Origin of the sequence: Microbacterium sp. Au-Mic1 (assembly GCF_021341785.1) — a bacterium.
Lineage (GTDB): Bacteria > Actinomycetota > Actinomycetes > Actinomycetales > Microbacteriaceae > Microbacterium.
The window spans coordinates 458,465-481,298 of sequence record NZ_JAJTTF010000001.1 but is presented as its reverse complement, the minus strand read 5'-3'; the positions used below and the strand labels follow the sequence as shown (position 1 = coordinate 481,298).

Genomic DNA, 22,834 nt, shown 5'->3' with positions numbered 1-22,834 from the left:
TCGCTTCGAACGAAAGACCTCCCATGCTGCGCATCGCCGTCCCGAACAAGGGATCGCTGTCCGAGACCGCCGCCGAGATGCTCGCCGAAGCCGGATACGCCGGCCGTCGCGACACCAAGACCCTGCACGTGATCGACGCCGACAACGACGTCGAGTTCTTCTTCCTGCGTCCCCGTGACATCGCCACCTACGTCGCCTCGGGCGCGCTGGACGTCGGCATCACGGGCCGGGACCTGCTGCGAGACGTCCGCCGACCGGACGCCCGCGAGATCGAGCAGCTCGGCTTCGCCCGCTCGACGTTCCGCTTCGCCGCGCCTCCCGGTCGGTTCAAGACCCTGGAGGACCTGAACGGCGTGCGCGTCGCCTCCGCCTACCCCGGCCTGGTCGATGACTACCTGCGCGAGCACGGGGTGACCGCAGAGCTCGTTCCGCTCGATGGCGCCGTGGAGTCGGCCGTGCGCCTGGGCGTCGCGGACGCGATCGCCGACGTGGTCGAGACCGGCACCACGCTCCGACAGGCCGGGCTGGAGATCTTCGGCCCGGTGATCATCGAGTCCGAGGCCGTGCTGATCAGCCGCCCTGGCGACGCCGAGGGTACCGAGAAGCTGCTGCGTCGTCTGCGTGGCGTCATGGTCGCCCACCGCTTCGTGCTGCTGGACTACGACCTGCCCGCCGATCTCGTCGAGCAGGCGGCCGCGATCGCGCCCGGGCGCGAGTCGCCGACCGTGTCCCCGCTGCGGGATCCGGCCTGGGTCGCCGTACGGGTCATGATCCCGCGCCGCGGCATGAATCTGGTGATGGACCAGCTCTACGCGCTCGGCGCGCGGGCCATCCTCGTCACCGCGATCCACGCGGCGAGGCTCTGATGTCGCTCACCGCGCGGGTCATCCCGTGCCTCGACGTGGCCGCCGGTCGCGTCGTCAAGGGCGTGAACTTCGAGAACCTGCGCGACATGGGCGATCCCGTCGAGCTCGCCAGGCACTACGCCGCGCAGGGCGCCGACGAGATCACCTTCCTCGACGTCACCGCGACCGTGGACGAGCGCTCCACCACGTACGACGTGGTGCGCCGCACGGCCGAGGAGGTCTTCGTTCCGCTCACCGTCGGCGGAGGGGTGCGTTCGGTCGAGGACGTCGCCCGTCTGCAGGGCGTCGGCGCCGACAAGGTCGGCGTGAACTCCGCCGCGATCGCCCGGCCCGCCCTGATCGGCGAGATCGCCGATCGCTTCGGCGCTCAGGTGCTCGTGCTCTCGCTCGACATCAAGCGCAATCCGCGCACGGCATCCGGCTTCGCCGTGACCACCCACGGAGGCCGGACGGAGACCGCCCTGGACGCCCTGGACTGGGCCCGCGAGGCCATCGAACGCGGGGCCGGGGAGCTGCTGGTCAACTCCATCGACGCCGACGGCACCAAGGACGGCTTCGACCTCGAGCTGACCGCCCTGATGCGGGAGATCTCCAGCGTGCCCGTGATCGCCTCGGGCGGTGCCGGGAAGGCCGAGGACTTCGCTCCGGCGATCGCCGCGGGTGCGGATGCAGTCCTCGCCGCCAGCGTGTTCCACTCCGGCCAGCTCACGGTCGGCGATGTCAAGGCCGCGCTGCGCGAAGCGGGGGTGACGGTGCGATGAGCGAAGACCGCCTGGAGGCCGACCTGAGCCTCGTCACGTACAACGACCAGGGCCTTGTCCCCGTGATCGTGCAGCAGTGGGACACCCTCGAGGTGCTCATGATGGCCTGGGCCGATGAGGAGGCGCTGCGCCGCTCACTGACCACCGGACGCGCCACCTACTGGTCGCGCTCCCGCCAGGAGTACTGGCGCAAGGGCGACACCTCCGGCCACGTGCAGCACGTGCGCGGCGCCCGCCTGGACTGCGACGGCGACACCGTGCTGCTGTTCGTCGATCAGATCGGCGTGGCCTGCCACACCGGCACCCGCACCTGCTTCGACGGCAGGGATCTGGATCCGGTCGTGGCGGTGTCGGATGACGTCGCCGTACCCGACGACGCCGAGACGGCCACGCAGTGATGCTCACCCGTCGCGCGAAGTCATCGAGCCTGCTGCTGATCCTGCTCGCGGGCGGTATCGGCATCCTCTCCTCGACGCAGACGTGGCTGACCATCACCCGCGCAGACGGGGGAGAGGCGCTCGATGTCGCGGGCAACGCGGCACTGCCCGTCGTCGCCCCGCTGAGCCTCACCGCCCTCGCGCTGTGCGCGGCCATCGCACTCGTCGGCCCTGTTCTGCGGCGGGTGTTCGCCGCGATCGCGGTCGCCGTCGGCGCCCTCCTGCTCGTGCTGACGACGCGCATCCTGTTCCAGCATCCGCTGGACGCCGTCAGCCCCGCTCTCACCAAGGCCACGGGACTCGCCGGGAACACGGCGCTGGCGGCCATCGTCGACGGCATCGCCGTGACGGCCTGGCCCTGGGCGGCGCTCGTCGGCTGGATCCTGCTGCTGCTCGGCGGCGGGCTCGCCCTGGTCACCGCCGGCCGGTGGCGCAGCGGCGGGCGTCGCTACCGCACCGCCCCGACGCCGCACGACGGCCCGGTGGATGCGGTGGAGAGCTGGGACGATCTCAGCCGGGGCACCGACCCCACCCGCTAGACCCTCGTGACGACGCCCCACGCTGCCCGGGGTCCTCGTCGCACGGCACGATCCCGATAGACTTGACCACACCACCCGACGCTCGGAGGAGAACATGAGCAACCCCATCGCAGATCCCGGCCACGGACACTCGCCTGCGGCTTGGACCGCCGTGGTGATCATGCTGCTCGGCTTCACGGTCGGCACCACCGCGTTCTTTCTCGAGATCCCGGTCGTGGTGTGGGTGGGCGTCGCGTTGATCGTCGTCGGCGCGATCGCGGGCTGGGCGCTCTCGAAGGCCGGATACGGCGCGAAGGGCCCGAAGTACCAGCCGAAGGCGCACTAATGGTGCTCGCCGACCTCACGGCCGGCGCAGTCGAGGACGCCGCCCGTCGCGAGCGGGAGCGTCCGCTGGCGATCGTGGAGCGTGCCGCACTCGATCGTGCCCCCGCCCTCGATGCGCGCGCCGCACTGGCGCCCGCCGAGCGGGTGAAGATCATCGCCGAGGTGAAGCGGGCGAGCCCGTCGCGCGGAGCCCTCGCCGAGATCCCGGATCCGGCCCTGCAGGCGTCCCTGTACCAGCAGGGAGGCGCATCCGCGATCAGCGTCCTCACGGAGGAGCGCCGCTTCGGCGGCAGCCTCGCCGACCTCGAGGCCGTGACCGCGGCCGTGCAGGTGCCCGTGCTGCGCAAGGACTTCATCGCCACGCCGTACCAGGTGTTCGAGGCGCGTGCCGCGGGCGCGTCCCTCGCGCTGCTCATCGTGGCCGGCCTGGACAGGGCGAACCTGGAGCGGCTGTACGCGCTCATCCTCGAGCTGGGCATGACCCCCCTCGTCGAGACGCACTCGGCCGAGGAGCTCGAGGTCGCGATCGATCTGGGCGCGCACCTCATCGGAGTGAACGCCCGCGACCTGAAGACCCTCGAGCTGGATCGCGACCTGTTCGGCCGGCTGGCCGAGCGGATCCCGTCGACGTCCGTGAAGATCGCCGAGTCCGCCGTGCTCACGCCCGCCGACGTCGCGCACTACCGCGGCGCGGGCGCCGACGCCGTGCTCATCGGCGAAGCACTCGTCACCGGCGACCCCGTCGCCACCCTGCATTCCTTCCTGGAGGCCGGATCATGAGTCTGCGCGACCAGCCCGGGCCGTTCTTCGGCGACTTCGGCGGACGTTTCATGCCCGAATCGCTCATCGCCGCGATCGATGAGCTCACCGTCGCGTACCACGAGGCGATCGCTGATCCGGCGTTCCAGTCCGAGCTCGCGACGCTGCTGCACTCCTACGCCGGGCGTCCGTCGCCGATCACCGAGGTGCCACGGTTCGCCGAGCACGCCGGCGGCGCGCGGATCTTCCTCAAGCGCGAGGACCTGAACCACACCGGATCCCACAAGATCAACAACGTGCTGGGTCAGGCACTGCTGACCAAGCGACTGGGCAAGACCCGGGTGATCGCCGAGACGGGCGCCGGCCAGCACGGCGTCGCCACGGCGACCGCGGCCGCGCTGTTCGGCCTGGACTGCACGATCTACATGGGCGAGGTCGACACCGAACGTCAGGCGCTCAACGTCGCCCGGATGCGTCTGCTCGGTGCGGAGGTCGTGCCGGTCACCACCGGATCGCGCACGCTCAAGGACGCGATCAACGATGCCTATCGGGACTGGGTCGCCACCGTTGAGACCACCAACTACATCTTCGGCACGGCGGCGGGCCCGCACCCGTTCCCTGCGATGGTGCGCGACTTCCAGAAGATCATCAGCGAGGAAGCGCGTCAGCAGCTGCTCGACGAGGCCGGGCGCCTGCCGGACGCGGTGCTGGCATGCGTGGGCGGCGGATCCAACGCGATCGGCATGTTCGACGCGTTCCTGGACGACGAGACGGTTCGGCTCTACGGCGTGGAGGCGGCCGGCGACGGCGTCGACACCCCCAAGCACGCGGCGTCTATCGAACGCGGGCGTCCCGGCGTGCTGCACGGCGCCCGCACTTACGTCCTGCAGGACGAGGACGGGCAGACCATCGAGTCGCACTCGATCTCGGCCGGGCTCGACTATCCCGGGGTCGGCCCGGAGCACTCCTGGCTCGCCGCCATCGGCCGCGCCGAGTACATCCCCGCGACCGACGACGAGGCCATGCAGGCCCTGCGCCTGCTGAGCCGCACCGAGGGCATCATCCCCGCGATCGAGTCGGCCCATGCCCTCGCCGGAGCCATCCGGATCGGCACCGAGCTCGGCCCCGACGCGATCCTGGCGGTCTGTCTCTCCGGCCGCGGCGACAAGGACATGGACACCGCCGCCCGCTACTTCGGACTGTACGACGAGGGCGCCGCCGAGAACGGAGCCGGCGCATGAGCCGCGTCGAAGAAGCCATCCAGCGCGCGCAGGACGACGGCCGAGGGGCCTTCATCGGCTACCTGCCGGTCGGCTACCCGGATCTGCAGACCAGCATCGACGCCGCGATCGCGCTCGCGCAGAACGGTGTGGACATCATCGAGCTGGGCCCGCCCTACAGCGATCCCGTCATGGACGGCGCGATCATCCAGGAGGCGACGCAGGCGGCGCTTGCGAACGGCTTCCGGATGCGCGACCTGTTCACCGCGGTCAAGGCCATCACCGACGCCGTGGACGCTCCGGTCGTCGTGATGACCTACTGGAACCCCGTGCTGCAGTACGGCGTCGACCGCTACGCCGACGACCTGCTCGCCGCGGGCGGCGCCGGGCTGATCACGCCCGACATCACGCCGGAGGCCGCACCCGAGTGGATCGCGGCGAGCGAGCGCACTGGTCTGGACCGTGTCTTCCTCGCCGCGCCGACGTCCACGGACGCGCGGCTGGACCTGGTCTCCTCCAGTTCCACGGGATTCGTGTACACGGTCTCGACCATGGGCATCACCGGGGAGCGCGCCGAGCTCGACAAGGCCGCACGCACGCTCGTCGGCCGACTCCGCGAGCACGGCGCCGGCCGCGCCTGCGTCGGCATCGGGATCTCGACCGCCGCGCAGATCGCGGGCGTGCTGGAGTACGCCGACGGCGCGATCGTCGGCACGGCGCTCGTGCGGGCTCTGCGGGACGGGGGAGTGGCGCGCCTCGCCGAGGTGACCCGCGAACTCGCCACGGGCACCGCGCTCGCACGGTGACGGCGCCCTGACGACGTAGACTCGTGATCATGCCCTTCGCGCTCCAGAACGCCCTCATCGGCGTGCACGCCAGCATCCCGAGCCCGCCGGTCAGCTACTTCACGCTGAACATCTTCGGGTGGACGCTGCAGATCCACTTCTACGCGCTGTGCATCATCGCCGGCATCATCGCGGCCACGCTGCTCACCAACCACCGGCTCACCCAGCGCGGTGCGGAGCGCTGGGTCGTCGTGGACATCTGCATCATCGCCGTGCCCCTGGCGATCATCGGCGCGCGGATCTTCCACGTGCTGACGCACCCGGGCTTCTACTTCGGACCGGGCAAGAACACCTGGAACCCCTTCGAGCCCGGCTCGGTCTGGGCGATCTGGGAGGGCGGCATCGCCATCTTCGGCGCCCTCATCGGCGGCGCGATCGGCGCCTGGCTCGGCTGCAAGTGGACCGGCGTGCGCTTCTCCGCGTTCGCGGACGCCCTCGCCCCCGGCCTCATCCTCGCGCAGGCGTTCGGACGCTTCGGCAACTGGTTCAACCACGAGCTGTTCGGCCTGCCCACCGACCTCCCGTGGGGTCTGGAGATCGAGTCCACCAACGCGGCCTTCCCTGCGGGACTCGCTCCGGGAACCCTGTTCCATCCCACGTTCCTGTACGAGGTCATCTGGAACACCCTGGGCTGCCTGTTCCTGCTCTGGCTCGGCCACAAGCTGCGCCTGCAGTGGGGCAAGCTGTTCGCGGTGTACCTGATCTGGTACGGCGCAGGACGCATGGTCTGGGAGTCGATCCGCATCGATCCGAGCGAGATCTACTTCGGCCTGCGCACGAACGTCTGGGCCGCCCTCTTCGGCGTGGTGCTGGGCATCGTGATCCTCTTCGTGCAGACCCGCCGCCACCCCGGCTTCGAGCCCTCGCCGTACCAGCCGGGTCGGGAGCCGAGCGCCGCTGGGGTAGAATCGCAAAACCCCGATGATTTCGTCGACCTGAGCGAGCCTCAGTCCGACGAGAATCGCGCGGAGGCGGACGCCACGAGCGCCGTCTCCCGCCCCTGAGAACGGCACCGACAGGAGCCTCGCTGCGGTGGACGCACGTCCACCGGGAATCACGCACTGAACGAGCGGGCCGATGATGTCCCCGGGTTCATCAGAAATCTGAGGACGGTGACTGGTGTACTTCCAGCCTCCCTACGGCGCTTCCGGCGCCTACCCCCCGAAGCAGGGGATGTACAACCCCGCGTTCGAGAAGGACGCCTGCGGCCTGGCCATGGTCGCGACGCTCCGCGGGGAGCCGGGCCACGACATCATCGCGCTCGCCCTCGAGGCGCTGCGCAACCTGGAGCACCGCGGGGCCATCGGATCCGACGCGGGAACCGGCGACGGAGCCGGGATCCTGACGCAGATGCCGGACGCGTTCCTGCGCGCGGTCACCTCCTTCGAGCTTCCCCCGGTGGGCGAGTACGCCGCCGGGCTCGCCTTCCTCCCGCTCGATTCGCGGTCCCGCCGGGAGCAGAAGGCCGGGATCGAGAAGATCGCCCGTGCCGAGGGGCTCACCGTGCTCGGCTGGCGCGAGGTGCCCACCGCGAACCAGCACCTCGGCAAGCTGGCCGATGAGGCCCGCCCCGCGTTCGAGCAGCTCTTCGTCTCGCGCCCCGCGTCCAGCGGCGCCGAGGCCCTCTCGGGCATCGCGCTGGATCGGGTCGCCTACCGGCTGCGCAAGCGAGCCGGCCACGAGCTCGGCGCCTACTTCGTCTCGCTGTCGGCGCGCACCCTCGGCTACAAGGGCATGGTCACGACCCTGCAGCTGGAGCCGTTCTACCCCGACCTGCAGGACGAGCGCTTCGCCTCCGAGCTGGCGGTGGTGCACTCCCGCTACTCGACCAACACGTTCCCGTCGTGGCCGCTGGCGCAGCCGCTGCGCATGCTCGCGCACAACGGTGAGATCAACACCGTCGGCGGCAACCGCAACTGGATGCGGGCACGTCAGTCGCAGCTCGAGTCCGAGCTGCTCGGCGACATCCGTCCGCTGCTGCCGATCTGCACCGAAGGTGCGAGCGACTCCGCCTCCTTCGACGAGGTGCTCGAGCTGCTCACGCTCACCGGCCGCAGCCTGCCGCATTCCGTGATGATGATGGTGCCGGCCGCCTGGGAGCGCCAGACGGACCTGGACCCGGATCTGCGCGCGTTCTACGAGTACCACGCGAACCAGATGGAGCCGTGGGACGGCCCCGCCGCCCTCATCTTCACCGACGGCACCGTCGTGGGCGCCACGCTCGACCGCAACGGACTGCGCCCCGGGCGCTGGACCGAGACGACCGACGGGCTCGTCGTGATCGGCAGCGAGACCGGCGTCCTCGAGTTCGAGCCCGAACGCATCAAGCGCCGCGGCCGACTGCAGCCCGGCACGATGTTCGTCGTCGACACCGCGCAGCGCCGCATCGTGGAGGACGAGGAGGTCAAGCGCGACCTCGCTGCCCTGCACCCGTGGCAGGAGTGGCTCGACGAGGGGCGCGTGCGCCTCGCCGACCTCCCCGAGCGCGAGCACATCGTGCACCCGGTGGCGTCGATCACCCGGCGTCAGCGCACCTTCGGCTACACCGAGGAGGAGGTGCGGATCCTGCTCACCCCGATGGGGCAGACCGGCGCCGAGCCGCTCGGCGCCATGGGGAGCGACGCGCCGATCGCGGTGCTCTCGGAGCGGCCGCGGCTGCTCTTCGACTACTTCGTGCAGCAGTTCGCGCAGGTCACCAACCCGCCGCTCGACGCGATCCGCGAGGAGGTCGTCACCAACCTCTCGCTCGGTCTCGGTCCGGAGCGCAACCTGCTGGAGTGGGGACCCGACCACGCGCGCACGATCGTGCTGGACTTCCCCGTCATCGACAACGACGAGCTCGCCAAGCTCCGCCACATCGACCGCGCCCGTCCCGAGCGCTCCAGCGCGACGATCAAGGGGCTCTATCACTTCGATCTGGGCCCGCATGCGCTCGCGCAGCGTCTCGAGGAGATGTGCGCCGAGGTCGACACCGCGATCGAGGACGGCGCCGAGCTGATCATCCTCAGTGATCGCGACTCGAACAAGGACCTCGTCCCGATCCCGTCCCTGCTGATGCTGTCGGCCGTGCACCACCACCTCATCCGCCGCGAGGACCGGATGAAGGTCGGCCTGATCGTCGAGGCCGGAGACGTGCGTGAGGTGCACCACGTCGCGACGCTGATCGGCTACGGCGCGTCCGCGGTGAACCCGTACCTCGCGATGGAGACGGTGGAGCACCTCGTGCGCACCGGATACATCACCGGCATCACGCCGGAGAAGGCCGTCCGCAACCTCATCTACGCGCTCGGCAAGGGCGTGCTGAAGATCATGTCCAAGATGGGCATCTCCACGGTCGGCTCCTATGCCGGCGCGCAGGTGTTCGAGGCGGTCGGCCTCAGCCAGGAGCTCGTGGACGCCTACTTCACCGGCACCGAGACCAAGCTCGGCGGTATCGGCATCGAGGACGTCTTCGCCGAGAACCAGGCGCGCCACGACTTCGCCTACCCCGAGGACGCCGCCGCGCGTGCGCACGAGCGGCTCTGGACCGGTGGCGAGTACCAGTGGCGCCGGGACGGGTCCCCGCACCTGTTCAACCCGCAGACCGTGTTCCGTCTGCAGCACTCGACCCGCACCCGCCGGTACGACGTCTTCCGCGAGTACACGCAGCTGGTGGACGATCAGGCCAAGGAGCTCAAGACGCTGCGCGGGCTGTTCGAGCTGCGCACGGGCGAGCGTCCGCCGGTGCCGATCGACGAGGTCGAGTCGGTGTCCTCGATCGTCAAGCGGTTCTCCACGGGCGCGATGAGCTACGGGTCCATCTCCCAGGAGGCGCACGAGACGCTCGCGATCGCTATGAACCGGCTCGGCGCGAAGTCGAACACCGGCGAGGGCGGCGAGGATCCGGATCGCCTGGTCGACCCGGAGCGGCGCAGCGCGATCAAGCAGGTCGCGTCCGGCCGGTTCGGCGTGACCAGCCAGTACCTCACCGAGGCCGATGACATCCAGATCAAGCTCGCCCAGGGCGCCAAGCCCGGTGAGGGCGGTCAGCTGCCGCCGCAGAAGGTCTACCCCTGGATCGCGCGCACCCGGCACGCGACCCCCGGTGTGGGACTCATCTCTCCGCCGCCGCATCACGACATCTACTCGATCGAGGATCTCAAGCAGCTCATCTTCGATCTGAAGCGCGCCAACCCCGACGCCCGCATCCACACCAAGCTGGTCAGCCAGTCGGGCATCGGCGCGGTCGCGGCCGGCGTCGCCAAGGCGCTGAGCGATGTCATCCTGGTCTCCGGACACGACGGCGGCACGGGCGCGAGCCCGCTGAACTCGCTCAAGCACGCGGGTACCCCGTGGGAGCTCGGGCTCGCCGAGACGCAGCAGACGCTCATGCTCAACGGCATGCGCGACCGCGTCGTGGTGCAGGTCGACGGCCAGCTGAAGACCGGTCGCGACGTGATCATCGGCGCGCTGCTGGGTGCGGAGGAGTTCGGCTTCGCCACGGCGCCTCTCGTGGTGAGCGGCTGCATCATGATGCGCGTCTGCCACCTGGACACCTGCCCGGTCGGCGTCGCCACGCAGAACCCGGTGCTGCGCGAGCGGTTCACCGGCAAGCCCGAGTTCGTCGTGAACTTCATGGAGTTCATCGCGGAGGAGGTGCGCGAGCACCTCGCCGCGCTCGGCTTCCGCAGCCTCGAGGAGATCGTGGGACGGGCGGACCTGCTGCGCATGGACGCGGCGATCAAGCACTGGAAGGCCGACGGTCTCGACCTCGCGCCGGTGCTCGAGGGCCCGGCGTTCCCCGCAGGGGAGCCCCGTCGCAGCGCCCGCACGCAGGACCACGAGTTGGAGAAGCACTTCGACGCGCCGCTGCTCGAGGCGGCACGCGAGGCGATCGCCGAGGGCACGCCGGTCTCGTTCGACTTGCCGATCCGCAACACCGAGCGCGCCGTGGGCACCATGCTCGGCCACGAGGTCACCGTGCGGCACGGGGGAGAGGGCCTGCCCGCCGGCACCATCGGCATCTCGCTGCACGGCACCGCGGGGCAGTCGCTCGGAGCGTTCCTGCCGCGCGGCATCTCGATCGCGCTGGAGGGCGACGCCAACGACTACGTCGGCAAGGGTCTCTCCGGCGGCGAGATCGCCATCCGGCCGCATCGGGACGCGACGTTCGCGCCGCATCGCAACGTGATCGCCGGCAATGTGATCGGCTACGGCGCGACGAGCGGCACGATCCACATCTCCGGCGTGGTCGGCGAACGCTTCCTGGTCCGCAACTCCGGGGCGACCGCCGTCGCCGAGGGCGTGGGCGACCACGCGCTCGAGTACATGACGGGCGGCGTCGCCGTGATCCTCGGCAGCACCGGGCGCAATCTCGGGGCCGGCATGTCCGGCGGCATCGCGTACGTGCGCGAGCTGCACACCGAGCGCGTGAACCCGCTGTCGCTGGGTTCGGGCGAGCTGGAGCTCCTCCCGCTCGACGAGGTGGACGCGCAGGAGCTCCGCGAGCTGCTGGCGCAGCATGTGGAGCGCACCGGATCCCCGCTGGCCGCGGAGATCCTTGCGGACGACGACTTCGCCGCATCCTTCACGAAGATCCTGCCCCGGGATTACGCAGCCGTGCTGCGCACCAGGGCAGAGGCCGAGGCCGAGGGGATCGACCCCGACGGCTCCATCGTCTGGACCCGCATCCTGGAGGTGACCGGTGGCTGATCCCAAGGGCTTCCTGACCGTCACGGAGCGCGAGCTCCCCGCACGCCGGCCCGTCCCCGTCCGCATCATGGACTGGAAGGAGGTGTACGAGCCGGGTGATTCGGCCGTGCTCCGCCGCCAGGCCGGGCGCTGCATGGACTGCGGAGTGCCGTTCTGCCACCAGGGATGCCCGCTGGGCAACCTCATCCCGGAGTGGAACGACCTCACCTGGCGCGGCGAGGGCCGTGCGGCGATCGATCGCCTGCACGCGACGAACAACTTCCCGGAGTTCACCGGGCGGCTGTGCCCCGCGCCGTGCGAGAGCGCATGCGTGCTCGGCATCAACCAGCCGGCGGTCACGATCAAGCAGATCGAGGTCTCGATCATCGACGAGGCGTTCGCGTCGGGCTGGGTCGAGGCGCAGCCACCGGCACGCCTCACCGGCAAGACCGTCGCGGTCGTCGGATCCGGCCCCGCCGGGCTCGCCGCCGCCCAGCAGCTCACGCGCGCAGGGCACACCGTGGCCGTGTTCGAGCGCGACGACCGCATCGGCGGGCTGCTGCGCTATGGCATCCCGGACTTCAAGATGGAGAAGTCGCACCTCGACGCGCGCCTGCGGCAGATGTCGGAGGAGGGCACCCGCTTCCGCGCCGGCGTCAACATCGGCACCGACATCAGCTGGGCCGATCTGCGTGCCCGGTACGACGCCGTGGTGATCGCGACCGGAGCCACGCTCCCGCGCGAGCTCGCGATCCCCGGCCGGGATCTGGACGGCGTGCACTTCGCGATGGAGTACCTCGTCGAGTCGAACAAGGCCGTCGCCGGAGATCCGGTGGCGAACCAGATCAGCGCCGAGGGCAAGCACGTCATCGTCATCGGCGGCGGCGACACCGGCGCCGACTGCATCGGCACCGCGCACCGGCAGGGTGCGCTCAGCGTGACCAACCTCGCGATCGGCCGGCAGCCGTCGTCCGGACGCCCGGAGCACCAGCCCTGGCCGATGATGCCCACCGTGTTCGAGGTCTCCTCGGCGCACGAGGAGGGCGGAGAGCGGCAGTACCTGGCCTCCACGGTCGAGTTCCTCGGCAACGAGGCGGGTGAGGTGCGGGCGCTGCGCGTCGCCGAGACCGAGTTCGTGGACGGGCGGCGGGTGCCGAAGAGCGGCAGCGAGCGGGAGATCCCCGCTGACCTGGTGCTCATCGCGATGGGCTTCACCGGCCCGGAGTACGAGGCGTACGGCGACGACGGGCCGCAGCGCACCGATCGTGGCGCGTTCCGCCGCGACGAGGACTACGCATCGACCATCCCGGGCGTGTTCGTGGCCGGCGATGCCGGGCGCGGTCAGTCGCTGATCGTGTGGGCCATCGCGGAAGGCCGCGCCGCGGCCGCCGCCGTGGACCGGCACCTGATGGGTCAGACGGTGCTGCCCGCTCCCGTCCGCCCGTCGGATGTCGCGATCGGGGTCCAGCCCGCGTAGGCTGGGCCCGGCAGCGTGGCCCCTATTCCATCCCCCTGACACTTATCGGAGAACGCATTGAGACGTGCCAAGATCGTGGCCACACTCGGCCCCGCAACCTCGACGTATGAGACGGTGCGGGCCCTCATCGATGCGGGCGTCGACGTCGCCCGACTGAACCTCAGCCACGGGGACTACTCCGTGCACGAGAACAACTACGCCAACGTGCGCCGCGCTGCGGAGGACTCCGGGCGGGCGGTCGCCGTCCTCGTCGACCTGCAGGGTCCGAAGATCCGTCTCGGCAAGTTCGAGGCCGGCCCCTACGAGCTCGCGGTCGGCGACATCTTCAAGATCACGACCGAGGACATCCTCGGCAACAAGGAGATCTGCGGCACCACCTTCAAGGGCCTCCCGCAGGACGTCAAGCCCGGCGACTTCCTCCTCATCGACGATGGCAAGGTCCGCGTCGAGGTCGTGGAGACCGACGGGACCGTCGTCACCACGCGCGTCGTGGTCGCCGGCGCCGTGTCCAACAACAAGGGCATCAACCTGCCGGGCGTGGCCGTCAGCGTCCCCGCGCTGAGCGAGAAGGACGAGGACGACCTGCGCTGGGGTCTGCGCATCGGCGCCGACCTCATCGCGCTGTCGTTCGTCCGCGATGCGACCGACGTCACTCGCGTGCACGAGATCATGGCCGAAGAGGGCGTGAAGATCCCCGTCATCGCGAAGATCGAGAAGCCGCAGGCCGTCGACAACCTCGAGAGCATCGTCGACGCGTTCGACGGCATCATGGTCGCCCGCGGCGACCTCGGGGTCGAGCTGCCCCTGGAGGCCGTGCCGATCGTGCAGAAGCAGGCCGTCGAGCTCGCTCGTCGCATGGCGAAGCCGGTCATCGTCGCGACGCAGATGCTCGAGTCGATGATCTCCAGCCCGGTTCCGACGCGCGCCGAGACCTCCGACGTCGCCAACGCCGTCCTCGACGGCGCCGACGCGGTCATGCTCTCCGGTGAGACGAGCGTGGGGGAGTTCCCCATCATCGTCGTGGAGACCATGGCGCGCATCATCGAGTCCACCGAGGACCACGGCCTCGAGCGGATCCATCCGCTGACGACGAAGCCGCGCACGCAGGGCGGGGCCATCACGCTCGCCGCCCTCGAGGTCGCCGAGTTCGTCGAGGCCAAGTTCCTGTGCGTCTTCACGCAGTCGGGCGACTCGGCCCGCCGCCTGTCCCGGCTCCGCTCGCGCATCCCGATGCTCGCGTACACGCCGGACCCGGCGATCCGACGTCGCCTGGCCGTCACGTGGGGCGTGCGCACGAGCCTCGTGAACTTCGTGCCGCACACCGACATGATGTTCCACCAGGTGGACGAGCACCTGCTCGGATCCGGCCTGGCCGAAGTGGGCGACAAGGTCGTGGTCATCTCCGGATCCCCTCCCGGGATCGTCGGTTCGACGAACGACCTGCGCATCCATCGCGTCGGAGACACCGTTCACGGCGCGGCGCCGGCCTACCAGGTCAAGTAGCCGCATCGCACGAGGGCCGGTTCCCACGGGGACCGGCCCTCGGCGCATCCGCGGGTGCGCTACAGTCGATCCGGGCCGGCGTGGCGGAATGGCAGACGCGGAGCACTCAAAATGCTCTATCCGAAAGGGTGTGTGGGTTCGAGTCCCACCGCCGGCACCATGGGCGTCGCGGGGCGGCCGCGAGGCCGTTCCGCGACGCCCATCTGGTTCGGTGTGGGGCACCTCGAGCCCCAGGGCCCCACCGGCCGGAGGCTCCGTGCGTCGCGTATGCGACGTACGGAGAAGGCCCGGTGGGACTCGAGTCCCACCGCCGGCACCAGGGGTTCACAAGAACCGAAACTCCCGTCCAGTAGGATGGATCCGTGACTGAAGAGCAGCAGCCTGAGCAGCCCGCCTCGTCCGCTCCGCGACGCGTGGTCGTCGCCGAGGACGAGTCGCTGATCCGCCTCGACATCGTCGAGATCCTCCGCGACAACGGCTTCGACGTCGTCGGCGAGGCCGGAGACGGAGAGACCGCGGTCCAGCTGGCCACGGAGCTGCGCCCCGACCTGGTCATCATGGATGTGAAGATGCCGCAGCTTGACGGCATCAGCGCCGCGGAGAAGCTGCACAAGGGCAACATCGCCCCAGTCGTGCTGCTCACCGCGTTCAGCCAGAAGGAGCTCGTCGAGCGAGCGAGCGAGGCCGGCGCCCTGGCCTACGTCGTCAAGCCGTTCACGCCGAACGACCTCCTCCCGGCGATCGAGATCGCCCTGGCCCGCCACGAGCAGATCATCACGCTCGAGGCCGAGGTCGCCGACATGGTCGAGCGCTTCGAGACCCGCAAGCTCGTCGACCGGGCAAAGGGCCTGCTGAACGAGAAGATGGGCCTCAGCGAGCCCGAGGCGTTCCGCTGGATCCAGAAGGCGTCGATGGACCGTCGCCTGACCATGCAGGACGTGGCGAAGGCCATCATCGAGCAGCTCGCCCCCAAGAAATAGAGCGTGGATCTCGGGCACGGGATCCTGCTCCGCCCGCTTCTCGACGGCGACGGCGCGCAACTCGCCGCGGCGTACACCCGCAACCGCGAGCATCTCGCCCGGTGGGAGCCGCTCCGTTCGGAAGAGTTCTTCAGCGCGGCGCGCCAGGACGAGTTCGTCCGAGAATCCCTGCGCGGCGTGGCCGACGGGCGCAGCGCCGCCTATGTGCTCGAAGACGGTCGCCGTCGCATCGTGGGACGGGTGAACCTCAGCGACATCGTGCGCGGCGCGTTCTGGAGCGCGCACTTGGGCTATTGGGTCGACAAGGATCTGACGGGCCGCGGCGTCATGCGCGGCGCGGTCTCCGCGGTCTGCGCGCTCGCCCGCGACGACCTCGGACTGCACCGGGTGCAGGCGGCCACGCTCGTGCACAACGAGGCCTCGCAGCGAGTGCTGCGGGCGACCGGGTTCACCGAGATCGGCCGTGCACCCCGCTACCTGCGCATCGCAGGCGAGTGGCAGGACCACCTGCTGTTCCAGCGGATCCTGGAAGACGCTCCGGATCGCAGACCCTGAGCGATCAGGCGCCGGGAAGGTCCTTGATCATGTTCGTGATCCGGATCGTGGAGCAGCGCCGGCCCTGATCGTCGCTCACGACGATCTCGTGCACGGTGATGCTGCGGCCCAGGTGCACCGGCGTGCAGACGCCCGTGACCATGCCGGTGGTGGCCGAACGGGTGTGCGTGGCGTTGATGTCGACGCCCACGGCGAGTCGCCCGGGGCCGGCGTGCAGGTTCGCGGCCATCGATCCCAGGGATTCGCCGAGCACCACGTAGGCGCCGCCGTGCATGAGCCCGACGGGCTGCGTGTTGCCCTCGACGGGCATCGTGGCGACGCACCGGTCCACCGAGAACTCGACCCAGCTCAGGCCCATCTTCTCGGCCAGCGCGCCCATGCCCCGCTCCGTGGCCCAGTCCAGTCCGGTGCTCATCCGAGTGGTGCTCGCCTCGGCCTGATCGCTCACGCGGATCCTCCTCGATTTCGATGTCCGCAGGGGTCGTTAGGCTGAAGTCGTGACGGACTCCGCAAAGCCTACCCTCATGGTCGTCGACGGCCATTCGCTCGCATACCGGGCGTTCTTCGCCCTTCCGGTGGAGAACTTCACCACCAAGGACAACCAGCACACGAACGCCATCTACGGCTTCCTGTCGATGCTGGTGAACCTCATCAAGGCGGAGCGTCCCACGCACATGGCGATCGCCTTCGACACGTCGAGGCACTCGTTCCGCACCGACGAGTACCCGGAGTACAAGGCGACCCGCTCGGAGACACCGTCGGAGTTCCGCGGGCAGATCCCGCTGCTCCAGGACTGCCTCGCGGCGATGTCGATCCCGGTGCTCACGAAGGAGGGCATCGAGGCCGACGACATCCTCGCGACGCTCGCCGCGCAGGGATCGGCCCAGGGCTTCGACGTCCTCGTCGTCTCGGGCGATCGCGACACCATTCAGCTCGTGAACGACGAGGTCACGCTGCTCTATCCCAACGTGCAGGGCGTGTCGCAGCTCAAGCGCTACGACCCGATCGCCGTGCAGGAGCGCTACGGCGTGCGCCCGGAGCAGTACCCGGACATCGCCGCGCTCGTGGGTGAGACGAGCGACAACCTGCCCGGCGTGCCCAAGGTCGGCGAGAAGACCGCCGTCAAGTGGCTCACGCAGTTCGGGTCGCTCGATGAGCTGCTCGAGCGCGCGGGCGAGATCAAGGGCGTGGTGGGCGGCAACCTGCGCGAGCACATCGAGGACGTGCGCCGCAACCGCCGGTTGAACCGTCTGCTTCAGGACGTCGAGCTCCCCGTCGGGCCCGCCGATCTCGAGACGCGTCCGATCGACGCGCAAGCGGTGCGCGACATCTTCGCGCGTCTGGAGTTCCGCACCCTGCTGCCCCGCGTCTTCGAGGCGGTCGGCGAGGATGCGCCCGCGGAGGAGGCCGCTGCCGGCGTCGCCGTGCCGGGTGCCGCCGAGCTCTCCGCCGAAGGCGTCGCCGCGTGGCTCGCCACGGCCACCGGCGAGGTCGCGGTCACGGTGACCACGTCCGCCGGCCTGCCGCAGCGGGTCGGGCTCGCGCACGGCGATGATCTCGTGGAGCTCTCCTGGTCGTCGCCGGTGCAGGACGCCCTTGCCGATTGGCTCTCCTCCGATGCGGCGAAGATCTTCCACGACGCGAAGCCGCAGGTGAAGGCGCTGCACACCGCAGGCGTGCGCGTAGGCGGACTGTCCTACGACACGAACCTCGCTGGCTGGCTGCTGCGCCCCAGCTACCCCGACAAGACGCTCGCCGACCTCGTCGACCGCTACCTGGGCGAGAAGCTGCCCGAGGCGGATCCGAGCCAGCTGGTGCCGGAGACCGAGGGGGCCTCACCCGCACAGCTCGCCTGGTTCACCGCGCGCGTCGCCACCGCCCTCCGCGCGGACGTGCCGGAAAGCGTCGACCGAGTGCTCCGCGAGATCGAGCTGCCGACCCTCATCACGCTCGCCGACATGGAGCTCGCGGGCGTCGCGGTCTCGCACGAGATCCTCTCCGGCTTCTCGCAGGAGCTGGGGGATCGCGCGGCCCGCATCGCCGAGGAGTCCTTCGCGATCATCGACCGCGAGGTGAATCTCGGTTCGCCCAAGCAGCTGCAGGAGGTGCTGTTCGAGCAGCTGGAGCTGCCGAAGACGCGCAAGACCAAGACCGGATACTCGACCGACGCCGCCGTGCTCGCCGATCTGCAGGAGAGCAACCCGCATCCGTTCCTCGACCTGCTGCTGCAGCACCGCGAGGCCACGAAGCTCCGGCAGATCATCGAGTCGCTCGACAGCGCGATCGGCAAGGGCGGGGCGGTCCGCGATGATCACCGCATCCACACGACCTACGTGCAGACCGGCAGCCAGACCGGGCGCCTCAGCAGCACCGACCCCAACCTGCAGAACATCCCGGTGCGCACCGAGGAGTCACGGCGGATCCGCAGCGCGTTCCAGGTCGGCGAGGGCTACGAGACGCTCCTGACCGCGGACTACTCCCAGATCGAGATGCGCATCATGGCGCACCTGTCCGGCGACGAGGGCCTCATCGAGGCCTTCAACTCGGGCGAGGACCTGCACCGTTTCGTGGGTGCGCGCGTGTTCGGCGTGGATCCCGCAGAGGTCACGCCGGCCATGCGCACGAAGGTCAAGGCCATGTCCTACGGTCTGGTGTACGGCCTCAGCGCCTTCGGCCTGTCCAAGCAGCTGCGCATCGAGCAGTCCGAGGCGAAGCAGCTCATGATGGAGTACTTCGCCCGCTTCGGCGCCGTCCGCGACTACCTGCGCGCCTCGGTGCTGGCCGCGAAGGAGGTCGGTTACACCGAGACGATCTTCGGGCGACGGCGACCGTTCCCCGATCTCGTCAGCCCGAACCGTGTGCTCCGTGAGAACGCCGAACGCGCCGCGCTCAACGCTCCGATCCAGGGCAGTGCGGCAGACATCATGAAGGTCGCGCTGTTCCGCATCCACGCCGACCTGCTCGAGGCCGGCCTCGCCTCGCGGGTGCTGCTGCAGATCCACGACGAACTCGTCGTCGAGGTGGCGCCCGGCGAATGGGACGCCACCGAGCGCATCGTGCGCGAGCGCATGGGCGGCGCGGCGGACCTCTCCGTGCCTCTGGACGTGCAGGTCGGTCGCGGCGGCGACTGGAACGAAGCCGCGCACTGACGCAACGCCGCGGAACGGGAGCCTCTCCACGACGCGGGCCCTCAGGCCGCGTCGTTCCGTGGAGCGGAGCCCGTTCCGTGGATAGGCTCAAGGGATGACCGCAGAGCAGCCCACGACGCGCAGGCCGTCCACCATCGATCAGATCGCGGAGGGCTGGGTCGACACCCTGACCGAGCTCTCGCCCATCCTCGGCACCTACATCGGCCGCAACGAGGTCAACGGACGCCTCGACGACTTCAGCCCGGCAGGGCACGAGCATGCGATCGCCGAGACGCGCCGGGTTCTGGCCGAGCTCGACGCGCAGGAGCCCGTCGACGAGATCGACCGGGTCACCAAGACGGATCTCTCCGCCGAGCTTCGTCTCTCGATCGAGCAGCACGACGCCCAGTGGCACTTGCGCGACCTGAACGTCATCGCCTCCGCCGCTCAGGACGTCCGCCAGGCCTTCGACCTCATGCCCACCGCGACCGCCGATGACTGGAGCGTCATCGCCGAGCGCCTCGGCGCGATCCCGGCCGCGCTGGACGGGTATGTCGAGACGCTTCGTGAAGGCATCGCGAACGGCGTCGTGCCCGCCCGGCGTCAGGTCGTCGAAGTCGCCACGCAGATCGCGCGGTACACCGCGGACGACGGCTTCTTCGCCGCGTTCGTCGCCGACGCCTCGACCGACGAAGGGCAGCTGCCCGCAAGCCTCGCCCGCGACCTCGCCGATCGGTCCGCGGCCGCCCGCGTCGCCTATGACGGCCTGCGCACGTTCCTCAGCGCCGAGCTCGCACCCGTCGCCGGGGAGCAGGACGCAGTGGGGCGCGAGCTGTACGCCCTGGCCTCTCGCCGCTTCCTCGGCGCGACGATCGACATCGACGAGACCTACGAGTGGGGTCGCGAAGAGCTCGCCCGCATGGTGGCCGAGCAGACCGCGATCGCGAATGAGATCCTCCCCGGATCCACCGTCGAGGAGGCCGTCGCCCACCTGGAGGCCGACTCCGCGCGCAAGCTCGTCGGCACCGACGCCTTGCAGCGCTGGATGCAGGAGACCAGCGACCGGGCGATCGCCGAGCTCGGCGCCTCGCACTTCGACATCCCGGAGCAGATCCGCGAACTCGAGTGCATGATCGCACCGACGCAGGAGGGCGGGATCTACTACACCGGCCCGACCGATGACTTCTCCCGCCCCGGGCGCATGTGGTGGTCGGTGCCGGAGGGCGTGACGGAGTTCGACACCTGGCGCGAGCTGACGACCGTGTACCACGAGGGCGTTCCCGGGCACCACCTGCAGATCGCCCAGGCCACGTACAACCGGGCAGAGCTGAACACCTGGCGTCGCGTGCTCGCCGGCACCTCCGGTCACGCGGAGGGCTGGGCGCTCTACGCCGAGCGCCTCATGGAGCAGCTCGGCTATCTCGACGACCCCGCCGACCGGCTCGGCATGCTGGACGGGCAGCGCATGCGCGCGCTGCGCGTGGTGCTCGACATCGGCGTGCACCTCGGCAAGCCGCGCCTGGATGGCGAGGGCGTCTGGGACCACGACTACGCGCTCGACATGATGCGCCGCAACGTGAACATGTCCGACGAGTTCCGCCAGTTCGAGGTGAACCGCTACCTCGGCTGGCCGGGGCAGGCGCCGTCCTACAAGGTCGGCCAGCGCATCTGGGAGCAGGTGCGCGACGCGGTCAAGGAGCGCGAGGGCGACGCCTTCGACATCAAGGCGTTCCACAAGCGGGCCCTCGACATGGGCGGGGTCGGGCTCGACACGCTGCGCAGCGTGTTCCAGGTCGGCTGAACGGTCTGCAGCGTGAGGAAGGGGTCGCGGGAATGCCCGCGGCCCCTTCCTCCTTTATTCAAGTGAATAGAAAGGAGCTCGGCATGGAGATCGAATTCGGACTGGACACGTTCGGCGACATCACGGTCGACGAGGAGGGGAACACCCTCAGCGGCGCGCAGACCATCCGCAACATCGTGGAGCAGGCGGCTCTGGCCGATCAGGTCGGCGTCGACTTCTTCGGCGTGGGGGAGCATCACCGTCGGGACTTCGCGGTGTCGAGCCCGGAGATGGTGCTGGCGGCGATCGGCTCGCGCACGGAGCGGCTCCGTCTGGGCACCGCCGTCACGGTGCTGAGCTCGGACGACCCCGTGCGCGTCTACGAGCGCTTCGCGACGCTCGACGCGCTCTCCGACGGCCGCGCCGAAGTGGTGCTGGGCCGAGGATCCTTCACCGAGTCGTTCCCGCTGTTCGGCTTCGATCTGCGCGACTACGACAGGCTCTTCGAGGAGAAGCTCGAGCTGTTCGTCGAGCTGCTCAAGGAGCAGCCTGTGAACTGGCAGGGCACGGTCCGCCCGCCGCTCGAGAACGCGGACGTCTTCCCGAAGACGGCCAAGGGCATGCGCACCTGGGTGGGCGTCGGGGGATCTCCCGAGTCGGTTGTGCGGGTCGCACGCCACGGCCTCGGGCTCATGCTCGCGATCATCGGAGGACCGGCGGCTCGTTTCCGTCCCTTCGTCGACCTGTACCACCGCTCGGTCGATGCGTTCGGCAACCCGGCGCTGCCTGTGGCCGTGCACTCGCCGGGACACATCGCCGACACCGACGACGAGGCCTGGTCCACCGCCTACCCGGGGTTCGAGACCATGCGCAACACGATCGGCGCCGAACGGGGCTGGGGTACGGGCTACAGCCGTGCCCAGTTCCAGAACGAGGTGGGCCCGGAGGGCGCCGTCTACGCCGGCTCCCCGGAGCGGGTCGCCGCCAAGATCGCCGACACCGTGCGCACCCTCGGTCTCGGCCGATTCGACCTCAAGTACGCCACCGGCACCACCCCGCACCAGGCCCTCATGCGCAGCATCGAGCTCTACGGCACCGAGGTGATCCCACGCGTGCGGAAACTGCTCGCGGACGACTGACGTCGCACGGTGACGGGGTCGGTCGGACGCGCGTCCGACCGACCCCGTCGTCGTAGGCTGGATGGATGAGCGCTGTTCGATTCGTCGCCATCGGAGACTCCTTCAGCGAGGGCGTCGGTGATGAGCTTCCCGACGGCACCGTCCGGGGATGGGCCGATCTCGCGGCGCTCGGGTGGGCCGACGCGATCGGAGAGCCGATCGCGTACGCCAACCTCGCGATCCGTGGGCGCCTCGCCTGGCCGGTCGTCGAGGAGCAGCTCGAACCGGCCCTCGCCTTGAAGCCGACGCACCTCTCGTTCAACGCGGGCGGCAATGACATGCTGCGCCCGAGAGCCGACATCGAGCACATCGCCGACGCGTTCACACGCGTGCTCCGGCGTTGCGACGAGGCCGGAGCCACCCTCATCGTGCTGTCCGGCGCCAACCCGTCGGCGCAGCTGCCGCTGACCTCGCTCATCCAGCGGCGCGGCGACGAGCTGTCCGCCGCGGTGCTGCGCAGGATCCAGGATCGACCGGATGTGCTCCAGGCGCTGAACTGGCCAGACCGCGAGCTGAGCGGGCCGGAGTACTGGGCGGAGGACCGGCTCCACATGAACGCGAACGGACATCATCGCGTCGCCGCCCGGGTCCTGGATGCCGTCGGCGTCGACGCTCCGGGGGAGTGGTGGCATGCGCAGGACGTTCCGGAGGAGGAGCCGTTGAGCACCGCCGCGTACTACCGACGGCACGTGGGGCCATGGATCCGTCGCCGGGTGACGCGCCGGTCCTCCGGCGACGGACGTCTGCCCAAGTTCGCCGACTGGACCGAGATCCGCCCCTCTTCGGAGCGCTGAGCGCACCGCCCCCGGGTC

At 69.9% G+C, this 22,834-nt stretch carries 19 protein-coding genes and 1 tRNA gene; 19 read left to right on the top strand and 1 reads right to left on the bottom strand.

Going from position 1 to position 22,834, the window contains the following annotated elements; genetic code table 11:
• The first annotated feature begins 23 nt into the window (after window positions 1-23).
• The 15 genes from hisG (at window position 24) to LXM50_RS02305 (ending at window position 15,936) form a co-directional block, all read left to right on the top strand.
• A complete protein-coding gene (hisG, locus tag LXM50_RS02375; protein WP_233309495.1) occupies window positions 24-866 on the top strand; it encodes an ATP phosphoribosyltransferase in 843 nt (280 codons plus the stop codon).
• The gene (gene hisF / locus LXM50_RS02370) at window positions 866-1,627 is read left to right on the top strand and encodes an imidazole glycerol phosphate synthase subunit HisF (RefSeq protein WP_233309494.1); all 762 of its coding nucleotides are present in this window, start codon (window positions 866-868) and stop codon (window positions 1,625-1,627) included. Before hisG ends, hisF begins: the two co-directional genes overlap by 1 nt.
• A complete protein-coding gene (gene hisI, locus LXM50_RS02365; RefSeq protein ID WP_233309493.1) occupies window positions 1,624-2,025 on the top strand; it encodes a phosphoribosyl-AMP cyclohydrolase in 402 nt (133 codons plus the stop codon). Before hisF ends, hisI begins: the two co-directional genes overlap by 4 nt.
• A complete protein-coding gene (locus LXM50_RS02360) occupies window positions 2,025-2,603 on the top strand; it encodes a Trp biosynthesis-associated membrane protein (RefSeq protein WP_233309492.1) in 579 nt (192 codons plus the stop codon). Before hisI ends, LXM50_RS02360 begins: the two co-directional genes overlap by 1 nt.
• Window positions 2,604-2,697: 94 nt before the next feature.
• The gene (locus LXM50_RS02355; RefSeq protein WP_233309491.1) at window positions 2,698-2,928 is read left to right on the top strand and encodes a DUF6704 family protein; all 231 of its coding nucleotides are present in this window, start codon (window positions 2,698-2,700) and stop codon (window positions 2,926-2,928) included.
• A gap of 2 nt (window positions 2,929-2,930) precedes the next feature.
• Window positions 2,931-3,707, top strand: coding sequence for an indole-3-glycerol phosphate synthase TrpC (gene trpC / locus LXM50_RS02350; protein ID WP_233309557.1), 777 nt, complete (start codon window positions 2,931-2,933; stop codon window positions 3,705-3,707).
• Window positions 3,704-4,927: a tryptophan synthase subunit beta gene (gene trpB, locus LXM50_RS02345; RefSeq protein WP_233309490.1), complete on the top strand. Its 1,224-nt coding sequence runs from the start codon at window positions 3,704-3,706 to the stop codon at window positions 4,925-4,927. Before trpC ends, trpB begins: the two co-directional genes overlap by 4 nt.
• A complete protein-coding gene (gene trpA, locus LXM50_RS02340; RefSeq protein WP_233309489.1) occupies window positions 4,924-5,712 on the top strand; it encodes a tryptophan synthase subunit alpha in 789 nt (262 codons plus the stop codon). The genes trpB and trpA overlap by 4 nt, the downstream gene beginning before the upstream one ends.
• Window positions 5,713-5,741: 29 nt before the next feature.
• A complete protein-coding gene (lgt, locus tag LXM50_RS02335; protein WP_233309488.1) occupies window positions 5,742-6,755 on the top strand; it encodes a prolipoprotein diacylglyceryl transferase in 1,014 nt (337 codons plus the stop codon).
• Window positions 6,756-6,924: 169 nt separating this feature from the next.
• Window positions 6,925-11,442, top strand: coding sequence for a glutamate synthase large subunit (gene gltB / locus LXM50_RS02330; RefSeq protein ID WP_233309555.1), 4,518 nt, complete (start codon window positions 6,925-6,927; stop codon window positions 11,440-11,442).
• Window positions 11,435-12,898 carry a glutamate synthase subunit beta gene (locus LXM50_RS02325; RefSeq protein ID WP_233309487.1) on the top strand — a complete coding sequence of 488 codons (1,464 nt, stop codon included), beginning with the start codon at window positions 11,435-11,437 and terminating at the stop codon, window positions 12,896-12,898. Before gltB ends, LXM50_RS02325 begins: the two co-directional genes overlap by 8 nt.
• A gap of 57 nt (window positions 12,899-12,955) precedes the next feature.
• The gene (gene pyk, locus LXM50_RS02320; RefSeq protein ID WP_233309486.1) at window positions 12,956-14,401 is read left to right on the top strand and encodes a pyruvate kinase; all 1,446 of its coding nucleotides are present in this window, start codon (window positions 12,956-12,958) and stop codon (window positions 14,399-14,401) included.
• A gap of 74 nt (window positions 14,402-14,475) precedes the next feature.
• Window positions 14,476-14,561: transfer RNA gene (locus LXM50_RS02315), tRNA-Leu, on the top strand.
• Window positions 14,562-14,763: 202 nt separating this feature from the next.
• Window positions 14,764-15,381 (top strand): ANTAR domain-containing response regulator, encoded by a 618-nt coding sequence (locus tag LXM50_RS02310; protein ID WP_045252013.1) that lies wholly within the window; start codon window positions 14,764-14,766, stop codon window positions 15,379-15,381.
• Window positions 15,382-15,384: 3 nt separating this feature from the next.
• Window positions 15,385-15,936 carry a GNAT family N-acetyltransferase gene (locus tag LXM50_RS02305; RefSeq protein ID WP_233309485.1) on the top strand — a complete coding sequence of 184 codons (552 nt, stop codon included), beginning with the start codon at window positions 15,385-15,387 and terminating at the stop codon, window positions 15,934-15,936.
• Window positions 15,937-15,940: 4 nt separating this feature from the next.
• Here the strand turns inward: LXM50_RS02305 and LXM50_RS02300 are convergent, their stop codons facing one another.
• On the bottom strand, window positions 15,941-16,351 hold the full coding sequence (locus LXM50_RS02300) for a hotdog fold thioesterase (protein WP_233309553.1): 411 nt from the start codon (window positions 16,349-16,351) through the stop codon (window positions 15,941-15,943).
• 82 nt (window positions 16,352-16,433) lie between these two features.
• On the opposite strand from LXM50_RS02300, the gene polA reads away from it, so the two are divergent.
• The 4 genes from polA to LXM50_RS02280 all read left to right on the top strand — a co-directional run bounded on the left by polA (window position 16,434) and on the right by LXM50_RS02280 (window position 22,816).
• The gene (polA, locus tag LXM50_RS02295) at window positions 16,434-19,085 is read left to right on the top strand and encodes a DNA polymerase I (RefSeq protein WP_233309484.1); all 2,652 of its coding nucleotides are present in this window, start codon (window positions 16,434-16,436) and stop codon (window positions 19,083-19,085) included.
• Window positions 19,086-19,179: 94 nt separating this feature from the next.
• Window positions 19,180-20,865 carry a DUF885 domain-containing protein gene (locus tag LXM50_RS02290; protein ID WP_233309483.1) on the top strand — a complete coding sequence of 562 codons (1,686 nt, stop codon included), beginning with the start codon at window positions 19,180-19,182 and terminating at the stop codon, window positions 20,863-20,865.
• An 83-nt stretch (window positions 20,866-20,948) separates the two neighbouring features.
• Entirely contained in the window at window positions 20,949-21,983 is a 1,035-nt protein-coding gene (locus LXM50_RS02285; protein ID WP_233309482.1) for an LLM class flavin-dependent oxidoreductase, read from the top strand.
• A 65-nt stretch (window positions 21,984-22,048) separates the two neighbouring features.
• Window positions 22,049-22,816, top strand: a complete 768-nt coding sequence (locus LXM50_RS02280) for an SGNH/GDSL hydrolase family protein (protein WP_233309481.1) — start codon at window positions 22,049-22,051, stop codon at window positions 22,814-22,816.
• Window positions 22,817-22,834 lie beyond the last annotated feature (18 nt).